Genomic DNA, 22,762 nt, shown 5'->3' with positions numbered 1-22,762 from the left:
GACTCGCCTAATGCGGCTTTAAGGCGCTTTAAGGCGCTTTAAAAGCCGCTTCGTTCAACACACGGAAACGCTGGCACGGATGCGGCGCGTGGCTTCATTCGCTGGGCGTTAGCCTGAGGGTTCGCCCACATCGTGGGCTCCTACACGAAGGGCATGTTGGTCGCACAGAGGCGAGGCGGTTACACGAAGAGCATCGTCGGTGGGGGGTGCATCAGGAAATGCTGGTGCGAGATGTTCCAGGCGTATGCGCCGGCCAGCGTGAACACCAGCCAGTCGCCGGGGGCCAGCGACGCGAGACGCTGGTCGCGGGCCAGCACGTCCTTGGGCGTGCACAGCTGGCCAACGAGGGTGACCTCCTCGTCGGCGACCACGGGCGCACCGCCGCGTCGCACCGTCACGAACGGATGGTCGTGTCCCTGCGCCGCGGGCGTGCGGAAGTGGTGGGTGCCGCCGCGTGCGATGGCGAACCAGCGGCCGTGGTTGCGCTTGATATCCAGCACTTCCATCGCATAGAAACCGCACGCCACGCTGACATAGCGCCCCGGTTCGAACCGCAGTGTCATCGCCGGATACCGCGCAAGACGCTCGTCCAGGCCGGCGCAGAAGCGGGCCCAATCGAACGAGCGCGACGGCTCCGCATAGTCCACGCCGAAGCCACCGCCGACGTTGACCACCGTCGTTTCCACGCCGTAGGCCTGCCTCCATCGCGCCACCGCGGCCAGGCAGGCATCCACCAGGGCCAGATGCGTATCGACATCGGGCTGGTGGGACATCAGGTGGAAGTGGAAGCCCTGCAACGCCAGCCACGGCGATGCCCGCAGGCACGCCAACGCATCGGGCAATGCGTCCTCGTCCAGCCCGAACGGCGAAGGCCGGCCGCCCATCATCAAACGCGTGCTGCCCAGCGCGGGCAGTGCGATATTCATCCGCAGGAAGACCGGCACGCGGCGCCCCGCCCGCTCGGCGATCGCCGCGAGACGGGTCAGCTCACCCACGCTCTCCACGTGGATGGCGCAGTCGGGCAGCGAAACGGCCAGCGCCAGTTCGTCGTCCAGCTTGCCCGGGCCGCCGAAAAGCAAACGACTGCCGGGCTCGTGCTCGTGCAGCCAGCGCAGTTCGCCGCCGGAGGCCGCCTCGAAACCGTGGACGACGGGACGCAGCGTCCGCAACACCGGCGGCTCGGCGTTGGCCTTTGCCGCGTAGAACACTTCGCAACGCGCCGGCAACAGCGACATCATCCATTCGGCATGACGACGCAACGCCTCCAGGTCGTACACGTAGGCACACACCGGCTGGTCCGTGTCCGCGCGCAGCCGATGCAGGGCTTCGATGGCCCGGGTCGGATCGGGCGCCAGGCTCATGCCGCGGCCCGCGGGATCGCGCGGTCGACGAGCGGGCTGGGCAGCGCGGTGTAGTCCGACTCGCGATCCGCGCGGCGGAACAGGCGGGTACGCAGGTTGTTCTTGCTCGGCAGGTCGGCGCCGTCGACCAGCGCGTCCAGCAACGACTCCGCGCCGAAACGCTGCCCCCAGCGGCGGGCGATACCGCCAACGACCTGCCACAGGCGTTGCTCCAGCTGCTCGAACGCGGCACCGGCACCCGCGCCGGACGCGATATGGAAGATGGCCTCGCCGAGGTTGTTGATGAGCGCGCAATAGGCCACGCGTTTCCAGCCCAGGTCACGCGGGTAGAGCAGCGAATCGCGGGCACGCGGCGACATGTCCGCCAGCCGCGGACCGGCCCAGGCATCGTCGCTGAGCTTGGTGCCTTCCAGGTCACGTACCCAGACGCGCGTGGGCAAGCCGTTCTCGAAACCGAGCACCGTGTTCTGCAGGTGGGGTTCGAGCACCACGCCCTGCTCGAAGAACGCCAGCCACACGCCATCGAGCAGCAGCGCGGCATAGCTGTCGAACCAGCGCACGGCGGCCGCGGCGTAGTGCAGGCCGGCGCGTTCGGCATGCTCGCGCACCATGGCTTCGCACGGTCGCTCGCCGTGACGGTCCGTGGCGAACAGCGCACCCGCCACGGCCGGGCGATACCGCGTGCGCGTGGCGCCGTCCAGCGTGTCGCGGTAGAGCATGCCGAAGCTCTCGGTCAGTTCACGCACGGCGTCGGCATTATCGCTGGCCGCGCTGAAATCCAGCGTCGTGGCGGCGGGTTCGGTGAGCACGTCGAAACCGCGCACTCGCCGCCGCACGTCGGCCCACACCGGCGCCAGCAGCCGCGTCAGCGCCACCGCGCTCTCCAGCTCGTACCACGCGTTCTTGCGCACGCAGTTGGTCAGGCGGACATGGATGGACAGCTTGAGGAAGTAGTCGAGATCCGCGTGGTACATCGTGCGCACCGACGAGGTCGGGCCCAACGCCAGGCCACGCTCGCCCACCGGCTCGATCAGCCCCTGCGCACGTGCTGCCTGGAACGCCGGGTTGGCGAGCACCCGCTCCACCTCCCAGGGATGGCAGGGATACAGCACCTCGCCGCCCGCGGCGCGCAGCAGCGTCGCGTCCACGTCGATCCCGTAACGCTTGCGCAGGTCCGCGTGGACACGGAACCAGTACAACGGAAACCGCGTGCCCGCCTCGGGCGAACAGGCCAGCACGTCCTCGACCGGCACGCCTTCGCGGCTTTTCGGCGTGGGGTGCATGGCATGGCCCCAGATCATGGCCTGCTCGGCATCCAGCAGGCTGTCGCCGCTGACCACCTTGTCCAGCCCACGGGCCAGCAGGCGCCGCGTGATGTCCACGCTGTTGACGCTCTGCGCCAGCAGCTCCGCGTTGAAGCCGACCGCGGGTGCCACGCGCTCGAGCAGGAAGTGCACCAGGCCGGTGGCATCCGCACAGCGCCAGGGCTCACCGGGACGCTTGAGGTACGGCGCCGACACATAGTCGCAGCGACCAAGCCGGCTCATGCGCCCCGTGCGCACGGCGATGGCGTAACCCGCTTCGGGAAAGCGGATGCGCAGGCATTGGCCGCCTGCGTGGCCGAGCGCCACGGGATCGTCCGCATGGAACGTATCGATATCCACCTCGCCCGCGGGCAAGGCGAACTCGCGCAGGTAGCAGTTGAGCCAGCAGGCGATGGCCTGGGACTGGGCCAGCGCGTCGTACCACTGGTCACGCATGACGTGGGGGGACATGGACGTTTCTCCGTGTGGCGGGAAGATAGACGGCGACGGCGAGCAAGCAGGCCACGCCGGCGGTGATCGCGGCGGCCACGAAGGGCATCGCCAGGCCGTAGCGCGCCACCAGCGAGCCGGCGACCACGCCACCCAGCGCACCAGCCCATTTGCCAGTGGCGTCGAAGCGGCCGAACAACGTGCCCGCGCCGCGCTCGTGCGACTGCGCCGCCATGGCACGGTTGAGTCCGACGAAGGAAAGCAGCATGCCGGCGCCGTAGGCCAGGCGCATGACCGGCAGCCAGGTGTCCACGGTGAGCACGGCATGCCCGACGCACGCCAGCGCGAGCACGGCCAGCCCCGCCAGCAGGGTCAACGGCGAGGTGCCCATCCGCCGCAGCCAGGGCATGGCGACCAGGTAGACCAGGTGCGGCAGGCTGTAGAACCAGCCCGCCACGCCATCGTCGCGCACGCCCAGGTGCTCGCTGTACGGCAGGAAATACGGGAACGTGACCACCATCGCGAAGCAGAACAGGAACTGGATGGCCAGCAGGCCCGCGAGGATCGATGTGGGCGAGACGTCCCCAGCATGATGCATGGGAGTGGTGGCTGGCACGGGCGACGTAGACGAAGCGGCCTTCGTGGATGCCACCACGCGTGGCACATCGCGCGGCAGGCGCGACGTGACCAGCAGCGCGAGGCACGGCAGCACGGCCAGATAGCCGTACAGCTCGTGGGTCAGCCCCGTGCGCGTGGCCAGGCCGAGCAGGATCGGCGCGGTCACCATGGCCAGCCGTGCGGAATACTGCGTCCAGTCCAGCGCGCGCGATAGCGCGCCGGTCTTCGACTGCGTGGCCAGATAGGCGTTGGCCGCGGCCAGCGAGCCACCGAAGGTGCCCTGGATGACCAGCGCCGCGACGAATACCGGAAGGTTGGGCGCAAAGCCGGCGATGAGGAAACCGACGGCCAGCCCCGCCTGCGCGCGCAGCAAGGACAGCCGGCGGCCGTGCCGATCCGCCCAGCGCCCCCATGCCGTGGCGGTCAGCGCGGTGCAGACCGTGGGCAGGACGTACAGTGTGCCCACCAGCCAGGTCGGCGCGCCGGGAGCCAGCACACCCAGTACCCGCGGCATGAACAACGGCATGCCCAGCGCCGTGAATGCCGCGAGATAGTGCGCGAACAGCACCGGCCCGAGGATGCGCATCAACCCGCAACCTGCGCGACGAACGCACCGGCAGGCCTGTCGTCACGCGCATCCCGCATGAAGTTGGGCCCGCTCTCGCCGTAGAACTTGTTGATGTCCGCCGCGCCGCTGGCCGCCTTGCTGAGCAGACTGCCCGCGCTGAGCAGGTACTTCACCGGCAGGTGTGGCGCATCGAGCAGGCGGCGGGCCGGCGCGATATCGAGGCCCTCGGCCGAGAGCACGCCCAGCGTGTTTTCCAGCGCGTCGCGCAGCACCGCATACATCGCATCGCGAAGATCGGCGCGCTGTTCCGCTAGCCCTTCGATCACCGCGACCAGGCACAGTTGCAGCGTAATCGTGCAGAACATCCGTGCGAGCGCCGCATCGTCGTCCACGGCGATGCGCGCATCGCGCAGCGGCCCGTACGCCTCCAGATCGTCCAGCGTGCCGCGCAGGCGCGGCAACAGGACGCGCGCGGCATCGTTGTCCTTCATCAGCAGGCGGAGCGGATGTCCCGCTTCGTGGATCAGCACGGCGTTCTGCTGGTTGGATTCCAGCGCGATGCCGTGCACCAGCCACAGGCGCAGGTGCACGTCGCAGAGCAAGCCGGCATACGCCGTCCACCAGGCCAGGACATCACCGCCATACCAGCGATCCGCCAGGTGCATCGCCATGGCGCGCCCGTCGGGCAGCGTGGCGCACAGCGCCGCGACGGGGACGAGGGTCGCATCATCCAGGGCGGGGTAGCGGCGCACCAGCCAGGACAGATGGCGCGCTTCGTCCACATGGCCGCCGTGCGATTCGTCCACGTGAACGTAACGGTCGCGCAGCGCGTCGTCCACCTCGGCCACGCGGCGCAGCACCCGCTCGAACCAGTGCCCGTCGTACAACGTGGACGGCTTGATGAGGCGCAGGTTGAGCGCCCCCAGCGTCCGCATCAGCAGGGGCAGCTTGAGGTGCTCGCGCGGATGATCGACCGGCACCACGGTGCGGACGGACAGTGTCGGCCGCACGGTCAACCACGCGTGCGGTGCGCGATGCGACCCTTGCGGCAAGGCCAGTCCCTCGCCCTCGCCGCCCTCGCCCATACGCGACCAGGTGAGCGGATGGACCGGCAGCAGTGCGTGTGTGGCGTCCAGCGAGGAAGGCAGGCCCACGTCCGCCATGGACGGCCAGTAGGCCGGTGGGGGCGTGGTCATCGTCACGCATGGGGCCGGCACGGCCAGCCAGCGCAGGGCGAACGACGGATCGTATTCCGGCGCGTAACGGCGCAGGTCGTCACCGTCGAAGCCGGACTTGGCCCGCGCGGTGGGATAGAACGGATGATCGCGGAAGCTGGCCAGGCGATCGCAGGCCAGCAGGCGTTCGTCCCACGTCGGGTGGTCCAGCGCGTGGGACAGCACCGCGGCATCGCGCTCGAACGACTCGCGTGCCAGGCCGCGATGGGCAATGGCACAGGCCGCCTCGTCGGCATACGCACGGTGCAGGGCCACGGTTTCCTCGTCGAGCCCGTCCGACAGGTGCGCCAGCCAGCAGGCCGCCCCACCCTCTTCCACCACGCCCGTGCCGTCGTCGCGCAACCAGCGCGACGCCTCGGCGCGCACATCCTGCATCGCGTCGCACGGGGCCGCCGGCAACCAGATCACGCCGGCCGGCAGGTGATCGATCCGCCACCACCCCTGGGGCGGCGTGCCGCTCCAGTGCGAGCGGATGGCTGCGGACGGTTGCGCGAACGCGCCCCGACTGGCGATACCGCGCACGTCCTCGCGCAGGCAGGTATCGATGATCCGGCGCACGATGTACGCCTCGTCCGTCATGTGCACAAGGCCGCTCATCCGTGCGACTCCATCGGAGCGATGTGCCAGCGGAGGCCGGACTCGATACGCGACAAGGCGCGTGCCAGGTCGTCGTCGTTGTCGGCCACCAGGCTCAGCGCACCCAGGTAGTCCTTGTTGGAACGGGTGAGGCGGATCTCGTCGCCGGTCTTGCGCAGGGCGCGGAACACCCCGTGCGCACCGTCGCCCGCTTCCTCGCGATCGGTCGGCGAGGCGGACAGCGTGCCCTCTTCCGTTGCCACGTAATAGCGCACCATCGCGCGGCGCTCGCTGGGCACGGCATCTTCCAGCGGACGACCCAGGTGCAGCCGCAGTATCCGCTCGAACCAGCCGCCCGGCTGCAACGCATCGAGCATGAATTCCCGGCCGTCACCGATGCTGCGGTAGTTGATCTCGATCAGCACGGGACCGTCCGGCGTGGCGACGAACTCGCTGTGGCACACCCCGAAGCCGACGCCGAAGGCGATCACCTGCGCCAGTGCCTGCTCGCGGCAGGCCACGCCATGCGGCCCGTTCCAGTGCGCCTCGCGCTCGATGAAATCAGGCGGCGGCGACAACGTGACGTCGAAGCCACCGATGGCCTGCACGCGATGCCCGTCGCCCAGGGTCTCCAGCGTGAACAGCGGGCCCTCGATGAAGGCTTCCAGCAACACCGCACGCTCCGGCCCCTGGCGGCGGAAAGCCTCCAGGTACGCCAGCAAATCCTCGGCAGAGGCACACAGGCGGACGTCCAGGCTGGCCACCCCTTCGCGTGGCTTCGCGATCACCGGATACGGCGTGTCCGCCGGTGGCTGTTCGCCCGGCGCCAGCATATGGAACCAGGGACACGGCAAGCCGCGCTCGCGCAACCGCTCGCGCATGGCGGCCTTGTTCTTCGCCGCGTAGCACACGCGCCAGTCCTTGCACGGCACGCCGAACTCCGCCGCCACCAGCGCGGTGGCGGTCTGCAGGTGATCGCTGTTGGAGAACACCGCCGCTGGCCGGATACCTTCGTTACGCAAGGCGTCGATCACCGCCAGCGGATTGAAGACGTCGCAGGCGACGACCTCCACGGGTGTATCGGTCGCGCTCAGGCGCTCGAGATGGTCGAGCCGCCGGTCCGTGGCGATGACCACGCGCAGGCCGAGGCGATGCGCGGCGGGGAGGAAGCCGTCGAGGACGGCGGGATGCGCAATGTGCGCGAGGATGACGAGCGGGGAGGACACCATGGGGGAGTTCCTTGCAACGTGGAGCGTTAGAAAGCCAGCTCCAGTCCGAGGGTCACACTGCGACCCGGGGCCGGCTGGCGACCCCACGGACTGGTATCGATTCCCCTGTACCAGTACTGCCTGTCGAAAAGATTGTTCAGCGCCAGCGACCCGGTGAGCACCGACGTGCCCTGCGTAAGGAGGGTCTGCGTCCACTGCGCGTTCCACACCGCGTAGGCCGGCAAACGACCCACCGAGGCGATGGCGTTCTCGGTCCGCGTGTTGGCGGTATCCGTGAAGGCGCTGCTGAAGTAGTAACCCGACAACGCGACGGTGGTATGACCGCGCGTGTACGACGCGCCCACGTTCACCTGGTTGCGCGAGGTGTACGGCACGCGCAGGCCCTCGAAGGCGCCCGAGCGTTGCTCGGCGTCCAGGTAGGCGTAGCCGGCGGTCAGCTTCAGCCCATCCAGGGCTTCAGGCGACCACGCGACATCGGCCTCCAGGCCCTGGTGGATGGTCTTGCCGATGTTGCCGTAGGTGCGCGTGGTGTTGTCGAGCTGGATCTGCTTGTCGAAGTCGATGCGATACAGATCGGCGTGGATGGCCGTCCGCGCGGTGGGCTGGAAACGCGCGCCCAGCTCGTAGTTCCAGGCCAGCTCCGAATCCAGGTTGTCGCCGAACACGATCTGCGTGACCTGCGGCGCGCGCAGCGAGCGCTGCGCATCCGCGTACACGTACCACGCGTCCGAGGCCTTGAAGCCCACGGTCAGGCCCGGCAACGCATTGCGCACGTTGTTTTCGAAGCTCACGCCGTTGGCGAGGTTGCGATAGGTGGCGTCCAGGTGCTCGTAGCGCACGCCAGGGGTCACGGTCAGTCGGTCGTCGGCAAAGCCGATCGCATCGCTGACGTACGCCGCCCAGGCACGGTCGCGGAACTGCCAGTCACGCACCAGCGTGTACACGCCGTTGTCGAGGCCGGTGTTGCCGACCAGGAAATCGATGTCCTCGTGCACCGCACGCGCGCCCACCGTCCATTGCTGGGTCACCGGCCCGTCGACATGCAGGCTGAACTGCGGTTGCGTGCCGTACACCTTGAAGCCGCGCGGCGCGCTCTGCAGCAACTGCGGCGGCAGGTCGGAACGCCAGGTCTGCGCGGAGGAACGGCGCATGCCCACGATGAAGTTGCGCTCGCTGTCGGAACTGAAGTTGCTCCAGCTGAACTTGGAGGTGTCGAACAGCCACCACGCGCCCAGGTCCTGCTCGTAGGTCAGCGACGCGCGCGTGGTGCTGCCCTGGAAACGATCCAGCGGCCGCGTGGCCTGGCGGGGATCGTCCTGGTAATCGGCGACCGACAAGGCCCCCGCCATGTCCATGCGCGCGATGTAACGCTGCACATCGGCCTTGAGCAGCTTGTCGTCACTGATCCACCACTCGGTACGCAGGCGGACGTTCTTGACGTTCGTACCGCTGTGCCCGCGGAAGTATTCGCCCTTGAGGTAATCGGCATCCAGCTGCATGCCGAAGTTCGGCGTGAGGTAACCGCCGGTGGACACCGAGGTGTCGCGCAGCATCTGGCCGCGGCCATACGCGGTGATGCGCTCGCCGACCGTGGTGCGCCACGTATCGGGAATGGGCTTGCTGACGAAGTTGATGACGCCGCCCACGTTGTTCGGGCCGTACTGCACGGCCGCGCCGCCGCGCACGATGTCGATGCGGTCGATCTGGTTCAGCGTGACCGGAAACAGCGACAGGCTGGTCTGCCCATAGGGCGCCAGCGACAGCGGAATGCCGTCCAGCAGCGCCTGCACGCGTCCGCTGCGGCTTTCATACAGCCCGCGCAACGCGATCTGCGGCAGCACGCCGGTGCCCGTCTCGTCGAAGATCTTCACGCCCGGCACGCGCTGCAAGGCATCGTCCAGCGAGCGGTTGGCACCCGTGGCCAGCGCCTCGCGATCGATCACCTGACGGCTGCCCGCATACGTCTTCACGTCCTCCGCCCGCGATGCGCCCAGCACGCTGCCGGTGACCGTCACGGCATCGAGCTTGCGCGCCTTGTCCTGCGGCGTGGCCGTGGTGGAGGCGATCGTGGCGTCCTGTGCCGACACGGCTTGCGCGAGCACGGCAAGACCCAGCGCGATAACGATGTGCCGCTGGCGGAGGCGGTGCTTCATGGAACGTTTCCTTGACATGGATAAGGGGGATTACGGTTCGCGCAGTTCGCCGGCCCGTGCGCGCAACGCGGCCTGCAACAGGCCACGGTCTTCACCGGCAAGCAGCCACGCCCCGCCGTGCGCGAGCCAGTAGGCACGCTGCTCGGTGGTGCGTGGGTTGGCGCAGAAAGGGATGTCGTGCGCGGTGCAACGCGCCGCCAGGTGCAACAGGGCGTCCCATACGTCAGCGTGCAACGGCTGGGGACCCAGGCCCATATCCAGCGACAGGTCGAGCGCACCTTCCATGACCAGCGACACGCCGGGCACGTCCAGGATCTCGTCGATGGCTTCCACCCCCGCCGTGCTCTCGATCATGGGCACGATGCGGATATCGCGGTTGGCGCGCTCGATATAGGCATCGAGCGATTCCCGACCGAAGCCGGTGACGCGGCCGCCGGTGATGCCACGACGGCCCAGTGGCGGAAAACGTGCGGCAGCCACGGCATCGCGTGCCTGTGCGGCGGTTTCCAGGCGGGGGATCACCACGGCCCGCGCACCGGCATCGAGCACGCGGCCGATCAGCTTCGCATCGACCTCGGGTACGCGGACCCACGGCTCACAGCCCGCCACCTCGCAGGCGCGGATGGCGTGCATCAGCTGATCGGGGGAGACCAGCTGATGCTCGAGGTCCAGCACGACGAAGTCGTAACCGGCCCTGCCGATCATCTCGCAGAGCAACGGTGACGGAAGCGAATTGAGAATGCCGATCTGGCGTTGCATAACGTCCTGTCGAGCCGGGGAAAGGATCGACGCGAACGATAATGCGAATAGTTCTCAATAACAAGCCTAACCGATCACACTCCGCCTACAAAAAATTGCGAATCAACCGCTACCGCCTGCCCCGCCACCGTGGATACCGCCCTTGGTGAGCGCAGCGGGATCGAGCAGTTTGGCAAGCTCCGCCTTCGACAGGCCAGTGGTTTCCAGAGCCACGTCCATGATCGGGCGCTTTTCCTTGTACGCCTGCTTGGCGGTCGCGGCGCCCTTCTCGTAACCGATGACGGGATTGAGCGCGGTGACCAGGATCGGGTTCTTGTCCAGCGCTTCGCGGATGTGGTCCTCATTCACCTTGAAGCCCGCGATGGCCTTGTCCGCCAGCAGCACGGTGACATTTGCCAGGATCTCGATCGACTGCAGCAGGTTGTATGCGATCACCGGCAGCATGACGTTGAGCTGGAAATTGCCCGACTGACCCGCGATGGCGATGGTGGCGTCGTTACCGATCACCTGGGCCGCCACCATGGCTGCGGCCTCGGGAATCACCGGATTGACCTTGCCCGGCATGATCGACGACCCCGGCTGCAAGGCGGGCAGTTCGATCTCGCCCAGGCCGGCCAGCGGCCCGGAGTTCATCCAGCGCAGGTCGTTGGCGATCTTCATCACCGCCACGGCCAGCGTGCGCAACTGGCCGGACAATTCCACCGGCGCATCCTGCGCCGCCATGCCGGCGAAGTAGTTGGCCGCGGACTCGAACTTCACGCCGGTCAGCTTCGACAGCTCCGCCGCCACCGCTGGACCGAACTTCGGGTCGGCATTGATGCCGGTGCCCACCGCACTGCCACCCTGCGGCAGGCGCCGGGTGCGTTTCAGGGTGTCGCCGATCCGCTCGATCGCGTCGTCGATCTGCGCCGACCAGCCGGACAACTCCTGGCCGAAGGTGATCGGCATGGCATCCATGAGGTGGGTGCGCCCCGTCTTCACCACCTTCTTCAGCTCCTTTGCCCGGCCGTCGATGGTCTTGCGCAGGTGCTTCAGGGCCGGAAGCAGCGTTTCGCTGGTGGCGAGCGTGGCGCTGACCAGGATCGCGGTGGGAATGACGTCATTGGAGCTCTGGCCCGCGTTGACGTGGTCGTTGGGATGCACCGTGCTGCCCGCCGCCTCGGCCAGATGCGCGATCACCTCGTTGGCATTCATGTTGGAACTGGTGCCCGAGCCGGTCTGGAAAACATCGATGGGGAAATGCTCGTCCACCTCGCCCGCCGCCACCCGCTCCGCCGCCGCGCGGATGGCCTTGGCCGACGCCTTGTCCAGGTGGCCCAGCTTGACGTTGGCCTCCGCCGCCGCCGACTTGATGAGGCCCAACGCACGGATGAACTGGCGCGGCAGGGTCAGCCCCGAAATGGGGAAGTTGTCCACGGCGCGCTGGGTCTGCGCCCCATAAAGGGCCTTGGCGGGCACCTTCAGCTCACCCATGCTGTCACGTTCAATACGAAACCGGGTCATAAGAAAACCTCCAATCAAGCCATGTAGGAGCGCACGCTGTGCGCGAATGCTTTACCCGAACGGTATACTAAAGAACTAACCGAAACGCCCCAGGAACACCTCCATGTCCCACGCCACGCTCACCGCCCTTTCGCCGCTGGACGGCCGTTACGCCGCCAAGGTGGAGCCGCTGCGCCCCATTTTCAGCGAATTCGGCCTGATGCATCGTCGCGTGCACGTGGAGATCCACTGGCTGCTGGCCCTGGCCGCCCACCCGGGCATCGTCGAGCTGCCGGCCTTCCCCGCCGAGGCGGTCACCCGCCTGCTGGCCATCACCGACGGCTTCTCCATCGAAGACGGCGAGCGGATCAAGGCGATCGAGGCCACCACCAACCACGACGTCAAGGCGGTGGAATACCTCATCAAGGAAAAGATCGGCAACGATCCCGCCCTGGCCCAGGCCAAGGAATTCGTGCATTTCGCCTGCACCAGCGAAGACATCAACAACCTCGCCTACTCGTTGATGCTGCGCGACGCCCGCGAGTCGGTGCTGCTACCCGCCCTGGACCAGGTGATCGCCCGCCTGCGCGCCCTCGCCCACGAGCACGCCGGCCTGTCGCTGCTGTCGCGCACGCACGGCCAGACCGCCTCGCCCAGCACCATGGGCAAGGAGATCGCCAACGTCGTGGCGCGCCTGGAGCGCCAGCGCAAGCAGCTGGTGGCCATCGAGATCCCCGGCAAGATCAACGGCGCCGTGGGCAACTACAACGCCCACGTCATCGCCTATCCCGACGTGGACTGGCCGGCGCTCGCCGCGCAGTTCGTCGACGGCCTGGGCCTCACCTTCAACCCGTACACCACGCAGATCGAACCGCACGACGGCATCGCCGAGTTCGCCGATGTGCTGCGCCGGATCAACATCATCCTGATCGACCTGTCGCGCGACGTGTGGGGCTACATCTCGCTGGGCTACTTCCGCCAGGCGCTGAAGGCCGGCGAAGTGGGTTCCTCCACTATGCCGCACAAGGTCAACCCGATCGACTTCGAAAACGCGGAAGGCAACTTCGGCCTGGCCAACGCCCTGCTCGGCCACTTCGCCGAGAAGCTGCCGATCAGCCGCTGGCAGCGCGACCTCACCGACTCCACCGTGCTGCGCGCCCTCGGTACCGCGTACGGCCATTCGCTGGTCGCGATCGAGTCGCTGCTCAAGGGCCTGGGCAAGCTCAACGTCAACGCCGAGCGCGTCGCCGCCGACCTCGACGCCAGCTGGGAAGTGCTGGCCGAAGCCGTGCAGACGGTGATGCGTCGCTTCGGCCTGCCGGAGCCGTACGAACAGCTCAAGGCGCTGACCCGCGGCCAGGGCATCACGAAGGATTCCATGCGCGCCTTCATCGATGGGCTGGATCTTCCCGCTGATGCGAAGCGGGCGCTGGCTGAGTTGACGCCTGCGACATATATCGGCCTGGCGGACAAGCTGGCTCGCGAGATCTGAGTTTTCCCGCGATTTGCGTGATCGTGAAAACCCGGCTCGCCTGAGCCGGGTTTTTTTATAGCTTGTCCCATTCCATCTTCTTCTGCGCGTGCGCCACGCATTGCACGCCCATCGAAACCAATGTCCCTACCGCACCCAGCGCCAGCATCATGCGTTGACGGTGCAACACGTCATCGTCTTCCAGCGACTCGACCAGCAAGCCGGTGACGCCGCCCGCGTAACGCAGCCATGCATGCGCGTCATTGAGCAGCGTATTGACGCTGGTATCGACAGCGATCGCCATGCTGCCCTCACCGATGTGTCCGTATTCGTCCATGGTGTTCTCCTTGATGCCGCCGTATTGCCGAGTCGTGGCACGCCATAGGTAAGCACGTGCCACCATCGCTCGCACGATGAGTCTCATCGGCCTGCCCGTGACCGGGCGCCGGGCGGCGTGATTGCAGAAGTGGATGCGGCGTCAGCCGTCGACCGTCGGACACGCGGCAGCGCGCCGTGCGTGCTCGGCACGAAACGTCTCAGGACAACGGCAGGCGCCGCGGTTCTTCAACCGTGTCTGCGGATGCGGCAGACAGCCCGGTAACCGTTGAGGGAAGCGCCACCGGGAAGCGGCGCGCGTGAGAATGCCTTAAGCTTTGGCGTAGCCATGGTCAACCTCTTTCGTTGATTAGGGTCAGCGGACCTTGTGGTGCTGTCACACCCCTGGTCCGCGCTTCTCACCGCATTCGAGCGATGGTTGCCTGCGAGGGTGGATAGTGGTCCGCAGGCAACGGGGACAACCTAGCAAAAAGGTTGGGGGGTTGTCTTGAGAACGATTCCGCCATGTCTTCCTCCAGCCTGCCGCGTACAGCATGCAGGCAGAATCGTCCGTGTCATGCGCTGATGCATCACAGGCGTTGTTTCACTGCGGCGAAAGATTCTCGACGCGTCTATGCCTGTAGGGGTTCCCTTACAGACAAGCTCTAACATCGCGCCTATTCTTGCGACCCGTCGCCCTCGTGAGTGATTTCTCGATGAGTAACGAGCCCCACATTCACTGCCCACTTTGCAGCTGGGAACCCAAGCCCGATAGTCGATGGGTTTGCGCACCCGGTGAGCCCGGTTCGGGCTGCCGCACATCGTGGAACACTTTTTGGACGGCCGGCTGCTGTCCTGGGTGCGGTCACTTCTGGTCCATGACCACTTGCCTGTCATGCAAGCGCGCATCGCCGCATGAAGCCTGGTACCACTTCCCGCCGCCAGGAACGGATGAAGAAGCGACCAAGCAGCGGGAAGAAGAGTTCACAACCTGACACCCACTTATCGCAACCTGTCGAATCCTTGCGTCGATATGGCCCACATCGACCGTTCATCGACCACGCCGAACAATACTCGCACCCCACCAATGCGAGCCCGTCGATGACCGCCAAACGCCACACCGCCCTCGCGCTTGCTTCCCTGCTGGCCGTGGCCGCTCCCATCGCCGTCCTGGCGCAAACCTCGCCCGCGCCGTCGGGCGCAATGACTCAGGCGCCCGCAGCCGCGAGCGAACCATCCAAAGACGCCCTACTCCAACGCCTCACCGCAAGAGCCGAATCACTCTCCGCGCAAATCACCACCGCGGAAAAATCCGGCCACCTCTCCCATCCCGAGAGCACTGCCCTGTCGACCAAAGTCACCCTCGTCGTCAAGAAAGCCCGCGCCGACCACGCCAGCCAAGGCTTCCTGAGCGCCGGCGAAAGCGCCTCCTACATGCGCGAATTCGACCAGGTCCAGTCCACGCTGGGCAAGCCAACAAGCACCCAACCCAAAACGTCTTAAACGCAGCGACAAACCAAGCGCTTCCCCCAAGCCCCGACACCGTACGCAGGCGCGGCCGGGTCGGATCTTGGGGCCGCCTGAGCTGAGGGCCGCGCACCCTGCTTCGAGCGAAATCACGGCTACGGCCCGCCCCGAAGGGCAGCGCCGAAGGCCCCAAGGTCCGACCCGGCCGCGCCCTCGCCACGCGCCCGGCCAAGCGCCGCGCCGCACGCCCCCGCCGCACGCCCCCGCCGCACGCCACGCTACAATCCCGCCCCATGGCCATCCAAACCCCCACCCGCAAAGCCCTCCCCATCGAAGTCCGCGGCACGTCCACCCATCCCCTGGGCATGACCCCCGCGCACTTCCTCCGCGACTACTGGCAGAAGCGCCCGTTGCTCATCCGCAACGCCTTCGAGAACTTCCAGCCGCCCATCGAGCCCAACGACCTCGCCGGCCTCGCCTGCGAAGAGGGCGTGCTCGCCCGCCTCATCGTCCACGACGAGAAGCGCGACCGCTGGACGGTGAAAACCGGCCCCTTCGAAGAAGCCGAATTCAGCAAGACGCCCAAGCGCGACTGGACGCTCCTCGTCCAGGACGTCGACAAGTGGGACGCCGATGTCGCCGCCCTGCTCGACCATTTCGCCTTCCTGCCCAGCTGGCGCGTGGACGACGTGATGGTCTCCTACGCCGAGGACGGGGGCGGCGTCGGTGCGCACGTGGACCAGTACGACGTGTTCCTGATCCAGGGCATCGGCCAGCGCCACTGGGCCATCAGCGACGACCCGGACGCCCCGCTCGACTTCCGCACCGACGTGGAGCTGAAGCAGCTGAAGGACTTCCTGCCCACCCACGAGTGGCTGCTCGAGCCCGGCGACATGCTTTACCTGCCGCCCGGCGTGCCGCACGACGGCGTGGCCCTCGGCGACTGCATGACCCTCTCGGTCGGCATGCGCGCGCCCTCGCAGGCGGAGCTCACCGGCGACCTGGCCGACTTCCTCGCCGAGCGCATGCCCGACGAACTGCGCTACACCGATGCCGACCTCGCCCCGGTCAAGCGCATCGGCGAGATCGACACAGCCGCGCTCAACCGGCTGCGCCAGGCGCTGCCCTTCGCCGGGGCGCTGGACCGTGACCTGCTGGCCGACTGGTTCGGGCGCTTCATCACCCGCTACCGCAACGCCCAGTCGCCTGCCGCCCCGCCCAAGGTGACCACCGCCGCGGCGTTGGACAAGGCGCTGGCCGCAGGCGCCGGTCTGGTTCGCCATCCGTACGCCCGGCTGGCCTGGGTCGGCGGCAAGAAGACCGCCACGCTGTTCGTCAGTGGTAACGCCTATGCCTGCCCGGCCGAACTGGCCGAGCGGCTGGCCGCCGAGCGCGACGTCCGGCTCGACCGCGCGCCCTCGCCGGCCGAACGCGAAGTGCTGCTGGCCCTGGTCAACGAGGGCGCCCTCGCCGTCCGCAAGGGTCGCCGCCGGTGAACGGACCGGCGAACACGGTGCTGGCCGCGGACGATCGCGCCAGCCTCGAGCTCGCCCAGATGCGCCTGCTGAGCCAGGCGCGCTACCGTGCCGCGCTGTACCTGCCGAGGATGGCCGTGGGCGAACTGGACAGTGAGGCGATTCTCACCGAACTGCGCCGACTCGCCACCAGCGGCCGACAGGCCCAGGTCCGTATCCTTACCCACGATGCGGAGCAGGCCCACCGCGACGGTCACCGGCTGGTTGCCCTCGCCCAGCGCCTGCCCACGGCGGTGTCGATCCGCGTCCCGCTCGACGAGGTGCACCTCGCCTACGCATCGGCGTTCATCTGCGATACGAAAAGTGGCTACCTGTTCCGGCCGGTGGCCGGGCGCTTCGAAGCCCGTGGCGACCTCGACGCACCCGGTGAGACCTCTCGTCTCATGGACTATTTCGACGAGGTCTGGGAGCGGGCCGAGCCCGCCTGGCAGATAAGACCACTCGGGATCTGAAAGGCATCCCCTACGTGAATTCGGGTTGGCGCCGTGTAGCGCCACGGGGCTATACTTAACGGATTCTTATGCCGCGGCGCGCCCCCTTGCGCCCAGCGGCAACCCGTCTTTTTCGTGTGTGCCGGTGGTGACGTGAGCGCAAACCTGATCCGCGAGTTTTCCGAATCCTCCCAGCTCGCCGGCGGCAACGCCGACTACGTAGAGCAGATCTACGAGGCCTGGCTGGCCGATGCCGGTTCCGTGCCGGCCGAGTGGGATGGCTATTTCAAGGCGTTGAAGGGCCGCGAGGCCGGCGATGTCGCCCACTCCGCCGTCATCGCCCGCATCGAGGCCGCGCAGAAACAGCGCCGTGGCGCGGTCGCGGCGCCCGCCGCCGGCTCCGCCGACAACGCGTATGCCCAGAAGCAGGCCGGCGTCCTGCGCCTGCTGACGGCCTACCGCTCGCGCGGCCATATCGCCGCCCAGCTCGATCCGCTCGGCCTCACCGTCCCGGATATCGACACCCCGGACCTCGGCCTGGCCTTCCACGGCCTGTTAGATGCCGACCTGGACACCGAGTTCGACGCGGGCACCTTCGCCGGTGGCGGCCAGCGCATGAAGCTGCGCGACCTGCTGGCGAAGCTCAAGCAGATCTATACCGGCACCGTCGGCGCCGAGTTCATGTACATCTCCGACTACGAGCAGCGCTCGTGGATCTACTCGCGGCTGGAGAAAGCCGCGGGTTCGCCGGGTCTGGAAAAGGCCGAGAAGGTCCGTGTGCTGGAGGCGCTCACCGCCGCCGAGGGCCTGGAACGCTACCTGCACACCAAGTACGTCGGCCAGAAGCGCTTCTCGCTGGAAGGTGGCGACAGCCTGATCCCGATGGTCGACGACGTGGTTCGTGCCGCCGGCGACAACGGGGTCAAGGAAGTCATCATCGGCATGGCCCACCGCGGCCGCCTGAACGTCCTGGTCAACATCCTCGGCAAGGCGCCCTCGCAGCTCTTCAACGAGTTCGAAGGCAAGTTCGAGCACGACGATAGCGCCATCCACACGGGTGACGTGAAGTACCACATGGGCTTCTCCACCGACGTCAAGACGCCCAACGGCGGCGTCCACGTCGCCCTGGCGTTCAACCCGTCGCACCTGGAAATCGTCAACCCCGTGGTTGCCGGCTCCGTGCACGCCCGCCAGTCGCGCCGTCGCGACACCGCGCGCGACAAGTCGCTGGCCGTGCTGATCCACGGCGACGCCGCCTTTGCCGGCCAGGGCGTCAACATGGAGCTCCTGCAGATGTCGCAGGCCCGTGGCTTCGCCATCGGCGGCACGCTGCACATGGTGGTCAACAACCAGGTGGGCTTCACCACGTCCAAGCGCGAAGACGCCCGCTCCACGCTGTACTGCACCGACCTGGCCAAGATGGTCAACGCGCCGGTGTTCCACGTGAACGGCGACGACCCGGAAGCCGTGATCCAGGTCACCCGCCTGGCCTACCAGTTCCGCAAGCAGTTCAAGAAGGACGTGGTGATCGACCTCGTCTGCTACCGCCGTCACGGCCACAACGAGGCCGACGAGCCGGCGGCCACCCAGCCGCTGATGTACCAGGTCATCCGCAAGCGACCGACCACGCGCGATCTCTACGCGCAGTCGCTGGTCGCCGCCTCCACCATCGGCGCGGACGACGGCCAGAAGATGCTCGACGATTACCGCGCGCGCCTGGAAAAGGGCGAGCCGCTGATCGCGATCAATCCGAACCCTACCCGGGACATCCCGGTGGACTGGAGCCGCTTCCAGAACAACAAGCTGTCGATGTCCGTGGACACCGGCGTGCCGCGCGAGCAGCTGGGCAAAGTGCTCGACGTGCTGCTGGACATCCCCTCCGATGTCACGCTGCACCCGCGTGTCGCCAAGATCTACGACGACCGCCGCAAGATGGCCGCCGGCGAGATCCCGGGCGACTGGGGCTTTGCCGAGAACCTGGCCTACGGCACGCTGATCGCCGAAGGCAACGACCTGCGCGTGGTCGGCCAGGACGCCGGTCGCGGCACGTTCTTCCACCGCCACGCGGTGCTGCACGACCAGAAGAGCGACGACGTCTACCTGCCTCTGTCCAAGATCCGCGCCGACGCCCGCGTCGACGTCATCGACTCGCTGCTCTCCGAAGAAGCCGTCATGGCCTTCGAATACGGCGAAGCCACCACCTCGCCCGACCAGCTCACCATCTGGGAAGGCCAGTTCGGCGACTTCGCCAACGGCGCCCAGGTCGTCATCGACCAGTTCATCAGCTCCGGCGAAGCCAAGTGGGATCGCTTCTGCGGCCTGTCGCTGTTCCTGCCGCACGGCTACGAGGGCCAGGGTCCGGAGCATTCCTCCGCGCGCCTGGAGCGTTTCCTCCAGTTGTGCGCCCTGGACAACATGCAGGTCTGCGTGCCGACCACGCCGGCGCAGGCGTTCCACATGATCCGTCGCCAGCAGGTGCGCCCGGTGCGCAAGCCGCTGATCGTGATGACGCCCAAGTCGCTGCTGCGCCACAAGCTGGCCGTGTCCTCGCTGGACGAACTGGCCCGCGGCCAGTTCCAGCTGGTGATCGGCGAGCACCGCGAACTGCCGGCCAAGAAGGTCCAGCGCATGGTGCTGTGCTCGGGCAAGGTCTACTACGACCTGCTCGAGGACGCCCAGAAGCGTGAACTGACCGACGTGGCCATCGTCCGCGTCGAGCAGCTCTATCCGTTCCCGCGCCCGGAAGTCACGGCCGAACTGGAAAAATACCCCTCCGTGAAGGAAGTGGTGTGGTGCCAGGAAGAACCGATGAACCAGGGTGCCTGGTTCCAGATCCGTCACCACCTGCAAGCCTGCATCGGGCCGAAGCAGAGCCTGTCCTACGCCGGACGCTCGCGCTCGCCCTCGCCGGCCGCCGGCCACCTCAATACCCATATTGCCGAACAGACGGCGCTTGTCGAGCAGGCGCTCGTGGCGCCTGTCGGCACCGATCACGCAGCGGAGTAAGGCAAGCATGTCCATCGAAGTCAAAGTCCCGGTCCTGCCGGAATCGGTCTCCGACGCGCTCATCGCCACCTGGCACAAGAAGGCCGGTGATGCGGTCAAGCGCGACGAGAACCTGCTGGATCTCGAAACCGACAAGGTCGTGCTCGAAGTGCCCTCGCCCGTCGACGGCGTGCTGAAGGAGATCAAGTTCGAGGAAGGCTCGACGGTCACCAGCAGCCAGGTCATCGCCGTGATCGAGGAAGGCGCCGCCGCTGCCGCGCCCGCCCCGGCTCCGGCCGCTGCCGCCGCTGAAGCACCCAAGGCCGAGAAGGCGGAGTCCAAGGAAGCCCCGAAGGGCGTCGACGAGCTCTCCCCCGCCGGCCGTCGTGTCGCCGTGGAAGACAACATCGACCCGTCCAAGGTCGCCGGCACCGGCCGCGACGGCCGCGTGACCAAGGAAGACCTGGTCAACGCCGGCAAGGGTGGCGCCACCGCCCCGGCCGCTGCCGCCGCGCCTGCCGCCAGGCCCACCCCGGGTTCGCGTCCGGAAGAGCGCGTGGCCATGACCCGCATCCGCACGCGCATCGCCGAGCGCCTGATGCAGTCGAAGAACTCCATCGCCATGCTCACCTCGTTCAACGAAGTGAACCTGGCCGAGGTGGTCAAGCTGCGCAAGGCCCTGGGCGAGCAGTTCGAGAAGGCCAACGGCGTGAAGCTGGGCTTCATGAGCTTCTTCGTCAAGGCCGCCACCGAAGCCCTCAAGCGCTATCCGGTGATCAACGCCTCGGTGGACGGCTCGGACATCATCTACCACGGCTACCAGGACATCTCGATCGCCGTGTCCACCGAGAAGGGCCTGGTCACGCCGGTGCTGCGCGACGTGCAGGACATGTCCTTCGCGGATGTCGAGAAGGGCATCATCGGTTACGCCAAGAAGGCGCGTGACGGCAAGCTCGGCCTGGACGACCTCCAGGGCGGCACGTTCACGATCACCAACGGCGGCACCTTCGGCTCGCTGCTGTCCACCCCGATCGTCAACCCGCCGCAGAGCGCCATCCTGGGCATGCACACCATCAAGGAGCGCCCGATCGTCGAGAACGGCCAGGTAGTCGCCGCCCCGATGATGTACATCGCCCTGTCGTACGACCACCGGATCATCGACGGCCGCGATGCCGTGCTGTTCCTCGTGGACATCAAGAACCAGCTGGAAAACCCGCAGCGGATGCTGCTCGGCCTCTGATGGTCGGTTGATTCAGTCACGTGAAGGCGGGAGTCGAAAGACTCCCGTTTTCATGTTCCGACCCCATATATGGCGGCAGTCCCTTCCGCCGTTTCATCCGGAGCAAAGCAATGAGCGACAAGTTCGACGTCATCGTCATCGGTGCGGGCCCCGCGGGTTACGTGGCCGCGATCCGCGCCGCGCAGCTGGGCCTGAAGACCGCCGTGGTCGACGCGTTCGTCGGCAAGGACGGCAAGGCGGCCCTGGGCGGCACCTGCCTCAACGTGGGCTGCATCCCGTCCAAGGCGCTGCTGGATTCGTCCAAGCAGTTCCACAACCTGACGCACAACTTCAAGGATCACGGCATCACGGCCGAGAACCCGAAGATCGACATCGGCACGTTCATCGGCCGCAAGGACAAGATCGTCAAGCAGTTCACCGGCGGCGTGACCATGCTGTTCAAGGCGAACAAGGTCACCTCGTTCTTCGGCAAGGGCAAGCTGCTGAAGGGTAACGAAGTGGAAGTCACCGGCAACGACGGCACGGTGTCGACCATCTCGGCCACCAACGTCATCCTCGCCTCGGGCTCGGTGCCCATCGAGCTGCCGTTCGCCAAGTTCGACGGCAAGCACATCATCGACAACGCCGGCGCGCTCGACCTCACCGAGGTGCCCAGGCGCATGGGTGTGATCGGTGCCGGTGTGATCGGCCTGGAGCTGGGCAGCGTGTGGAAGCGCCTCGGCGCCGAGGTCACGGTGCTGGAAGCCCTGCCGAAGTTCCTCGCCGTGGCCGACCAGGACATCGCCAAGATGGCCGCCCGCGAGTTCGCCAAGCAGGGCCTGGACATCAAGGTCAATGCGAAGGTCACCTCCGCCGAGGTCAAGGGTGACGAAGTGCACCTGGGCTACACCGACAAGGACGGCGCCGCACAGACGCTGGTCGTCGACAAGCTGCTGGTCGCCGTCGGCCGTCGCGCCTACACCGCCGGCCTGCTGGCCGACGACACCGGCGTCAAGCTGGACGAGCGTGGCCGCATCGTGGTCGACGAGCACAACCACACCGGCGTCGATGGCGTCTGGGCCATCGGCGATGCCGTGCGCGGCCCGATGCTCGCGCACAAGGGTTCCGAGGAAGGCGTCATGGTGGCCGAGCTGATCGCCGGCAAGCCGGGCCACATCAACCTCGACACCGTGCCCTGGGTCATCTATACCGAGCCGGAAATCGCCTGGGTCGGCAAGACCGAAGAGCAGCTCAAGGAAGAAGGCATCCCCTACAAGACGGGCGCCTTCCCCTTCGCCGCCAACGGTCGCGCCGTAGCAATGAACGAGGGCATCGGCCAGGTCAAAATGATCGCCCACGCCGAAACCGATCGCATCCTCGGCGTGCACATGGTCGGCCCGGTGGTCTCCGAGCTGATCCACGAGTGCGTCGTGGCGATGGAGTTCAAGGGCTCGTCGGAAGACCTGGCCCGCATCGTCCATGCCCACCCCGCCTTGTCGGAAGTGGTGCACGAAGCCGCCCTCTCGGTCGACAAGCGCGCCATCCACAAGGGCAACTGACCTAGCCCGCACCACCGAAGCCCGCCCCTGCCCCAAGCAAGGGCG

The 22,762-nt window shown here is 67.2% G+C and carries 16 protein-coding genes; 7 read left to right on the top strand and 9 right to left on the bottom strand.

What is annotated here, in order from left to right:
• Window positions 1-179: 179 nt before the first annotated feature.
• From AB8808_RS07910 to AB8808_RS07875, 8 genes are all read right to left on the bottom strand, one after another.
• Entirely contained in the window at window positions 180-1,361 is a 1,182-nt protein-coding gene (locus tag AB8808_RS07910; protein WP_369928253.1) for a type III PLP-dependent enzyme, read from the bottom strand.
• Entirely contained in the window at window positions 1,358-3,136 is a 1,779-nt protein-coding gene (locus tag AB8808_RS07905) for an IucA/IucC family protein (RefSeq protein WP_369928251.1), read from the bottom strand. Before AB8808_RS07905 ends, AB8808_RS07910 begins: the two co-directional genes overlap by 4 nt.
• The gene (locus AB8808_RS07900) at window positions 3,114-4,322 is read right to left on the bottom strand and encodes an MFS transporter (RefSeq protein ID WP_369928248.1); all 1,209 of its coding nucleotides are present in this window, start codon (window positions 4,320-4,322) and stop codon (window positions 3,114-3,116) included. Before AB8808_RS07900 ends, AB8808_RS07905 begins: the two co-directional genes overlap by 23 nt.
• Entirely contained in the window at window positions 4,319-6,133 is a 1,815-nt protein-coding gene (locus AB8808_RS07895; protein WP_369928246.1) for an IucA/IucC family protein, read from the bottom strand. The genes AB8808_RS07900 and AB8808_RS07895 overlap by 4 nt, the downstream gene beginning before the upstream one ends.
• Entirely contained in the window at window positions 6,130-7,341 is a 1,212-nt protein-coding gene (locus AB8808_RS07890; RefSeq protein ID WP_369928244.1) for an ATP-grasp domain-containing protein, read from the bottom strand. The genes AB8808_RS07895 and AB8808_RS07890 overlap by 4 nt, the downstream gene beginning before the upstream one ends.
• A gap of 26 nt (window positions 7,342-7,367) precedes the next feature.
• Window positions 7,368-9,494, bottom strand: coding sequence for a TonB-dependent receptor family protein (locus AB8808_RS07885; RefSeq protein WP_369928242.1), 2,127 nt, complete (start codon window positions 9,492-9,494; stop codon window positions 7,368-7,370).
• Between the two features lie 30 nt (window positions 9,495-9,524).
• A complete protein-coding gene (locus AB8808_RS07880) occupies window positions 9,525-10,253 on the bottom strand; it encodes an HpcH/HpaI aldolase family protein (protein WP_369928240.1) in 729 nt (242 codons plus the stop codon).
• A gap of 102 nt (window positions 10,254-10,355) precedes the next feature.
• Window positions 10,356-11,756: a class II fumarate hydratase gene (locus tag AB8808_RS07875; protein WP_369928238.1), complete on the bottom strand. Its 1,401-nt coding sequence runs from the start codon at window positions 11,754-11,756 to the stop codon at window positions 10,356-10,358.
• 103 nt (window positions 11,757-11,859) lie between these two features.
• Between AB8808_RS07875 and purB the strand changes: the two genes are divergently transcribed.
• Window positions 11,860-13,227, top strand: coding sequence for an adenylosuccinate lyase (purB, locus tag AB8808_RS07870; RefSeq protein ID WP_369928236.1), 1,368 nt, complete (start codon window positions 11,860-11,862; stop codon window positions 13,225-13,227).
• A gap of 55 nt (window positions 13,228-13,282) precedes the next feature.
• Here purB and AB8808_RS07865 read toward each other — a convergent pair whose 3' ends face one another.
• Window positions 13,283-13,630, bottom strand: a complete 348-nt coding sequence (locus AB8808_RS07865) for a hypothetical protein (RefSeq protein WP_369928235.1) — start codon at window positions 13,628-13,630, stop codon at window positions 13,283-13,285.
• Between the two features lie 992 nt (window positions 13,631-14,622).
• Here AB8808_RS07865 and AB8808_RS07860 point away from each other — a divergent pair.
• The 6 genes from AB8808_RS07860 (at window position 14,623) to lpdA (ending at window position 22,717) form a co-directional block, all read left to right on the top strand.
• Window positions 14,623-15,024 (top strand): hypothetical protein, encoded by a 402-nt coding sequence (locus AB8808_RS07860; RefSeq protein WP_369928233.1) that lies wholly within the window; start codon window positions 14,623-14,625, stop codon window positions 15,022-15,024.
• A 257-nt stretch (window positions 15,025-15,281) separates the two neighbouring features.
• On the top strand, window positions 15,282-16,484 hold the full coding sequence (locus AB8808_RS07855) for a JmjC domain-containing protein (RefSeq protein WP_369928231.1): 1,203 nt from the start codon (window positions 15,282-15,284) through the stop codon (window positions 16,482-16,484).
• Window positions 16,481-16,975: a DUF7931 domain-containing protein gene (locus AB8808_RS07850; RefSeq protein WP_369928229.1), complete on the top strand. Its 495-nt coding sequence runs from the start codon at window positions 16,481-16,483 to the stop codon at window positions 16,973-16,975. The genes AB8808_RS07855 and AB8808_RS07850 overlap by 4 nt, the downstream gene beginning before the upstream one ends.
• Before the next feature lie 132 nt (window positions 16,976-17,107).
• Window positions 17,108-19,960 (top strand): 2-oxoglutarate dehydrogenase E1 component, encoded by a 2,853-nt coding sequence (locus AB8808_RS07845; protein ID WP_369928227.1) that lies wholly within the window; start codon window positions 17,108-17,110, stop codon window positions 19,958-19,960.
• Between the two features lie 7 nt (window positions 19,961-19,967).
• Window positions 19,968-21,179: a 2-oxoglutarate dehydrogenase complex dihydrolipoyllysine-residue succinyltransferase gene (gene odhB / locus AB8808_RS07840; RefSeq protein ID WP_369928225.1), complete on the top strand. Its 1,212-nt coding sequence runs from the start codon at window positions 19,968-19,970 to the stop codon at window positions 21,177-21,179.
• Window positions 21,180-21,289: 110 nt separating this feature from the next.
• Complete coding sequence (lpdA, locus tag AB8808_RS07835) at window positions 21,290-22,717, top strand: dihydrolipoyl dehydrogenase (RefSeq protein WP_285402542.1); 1,428 nt, start codon at window positions 21,290-21,292, stop codon at window positions 22,715-22,717.
• Window positions 22,718-22,762 lie beyond the last annotated feature (45 nt).

The sequence above is a fragment of the Xanthomonas sp. NCPPB 2632 genome (assembly GCF_041228075.2).
Classification (GTDB): domain Bacteria; phylum Pseudomonadota; class Gammaproteobacteria; order Xanthomonadales; family Rhodanobacteraceae; genus Luteibacter.
The sequence above is the reverse complement of the archived record's forward strand: the minus strand, read 5'-3'. Positions and strand labels throughout refer to the sequence as shown.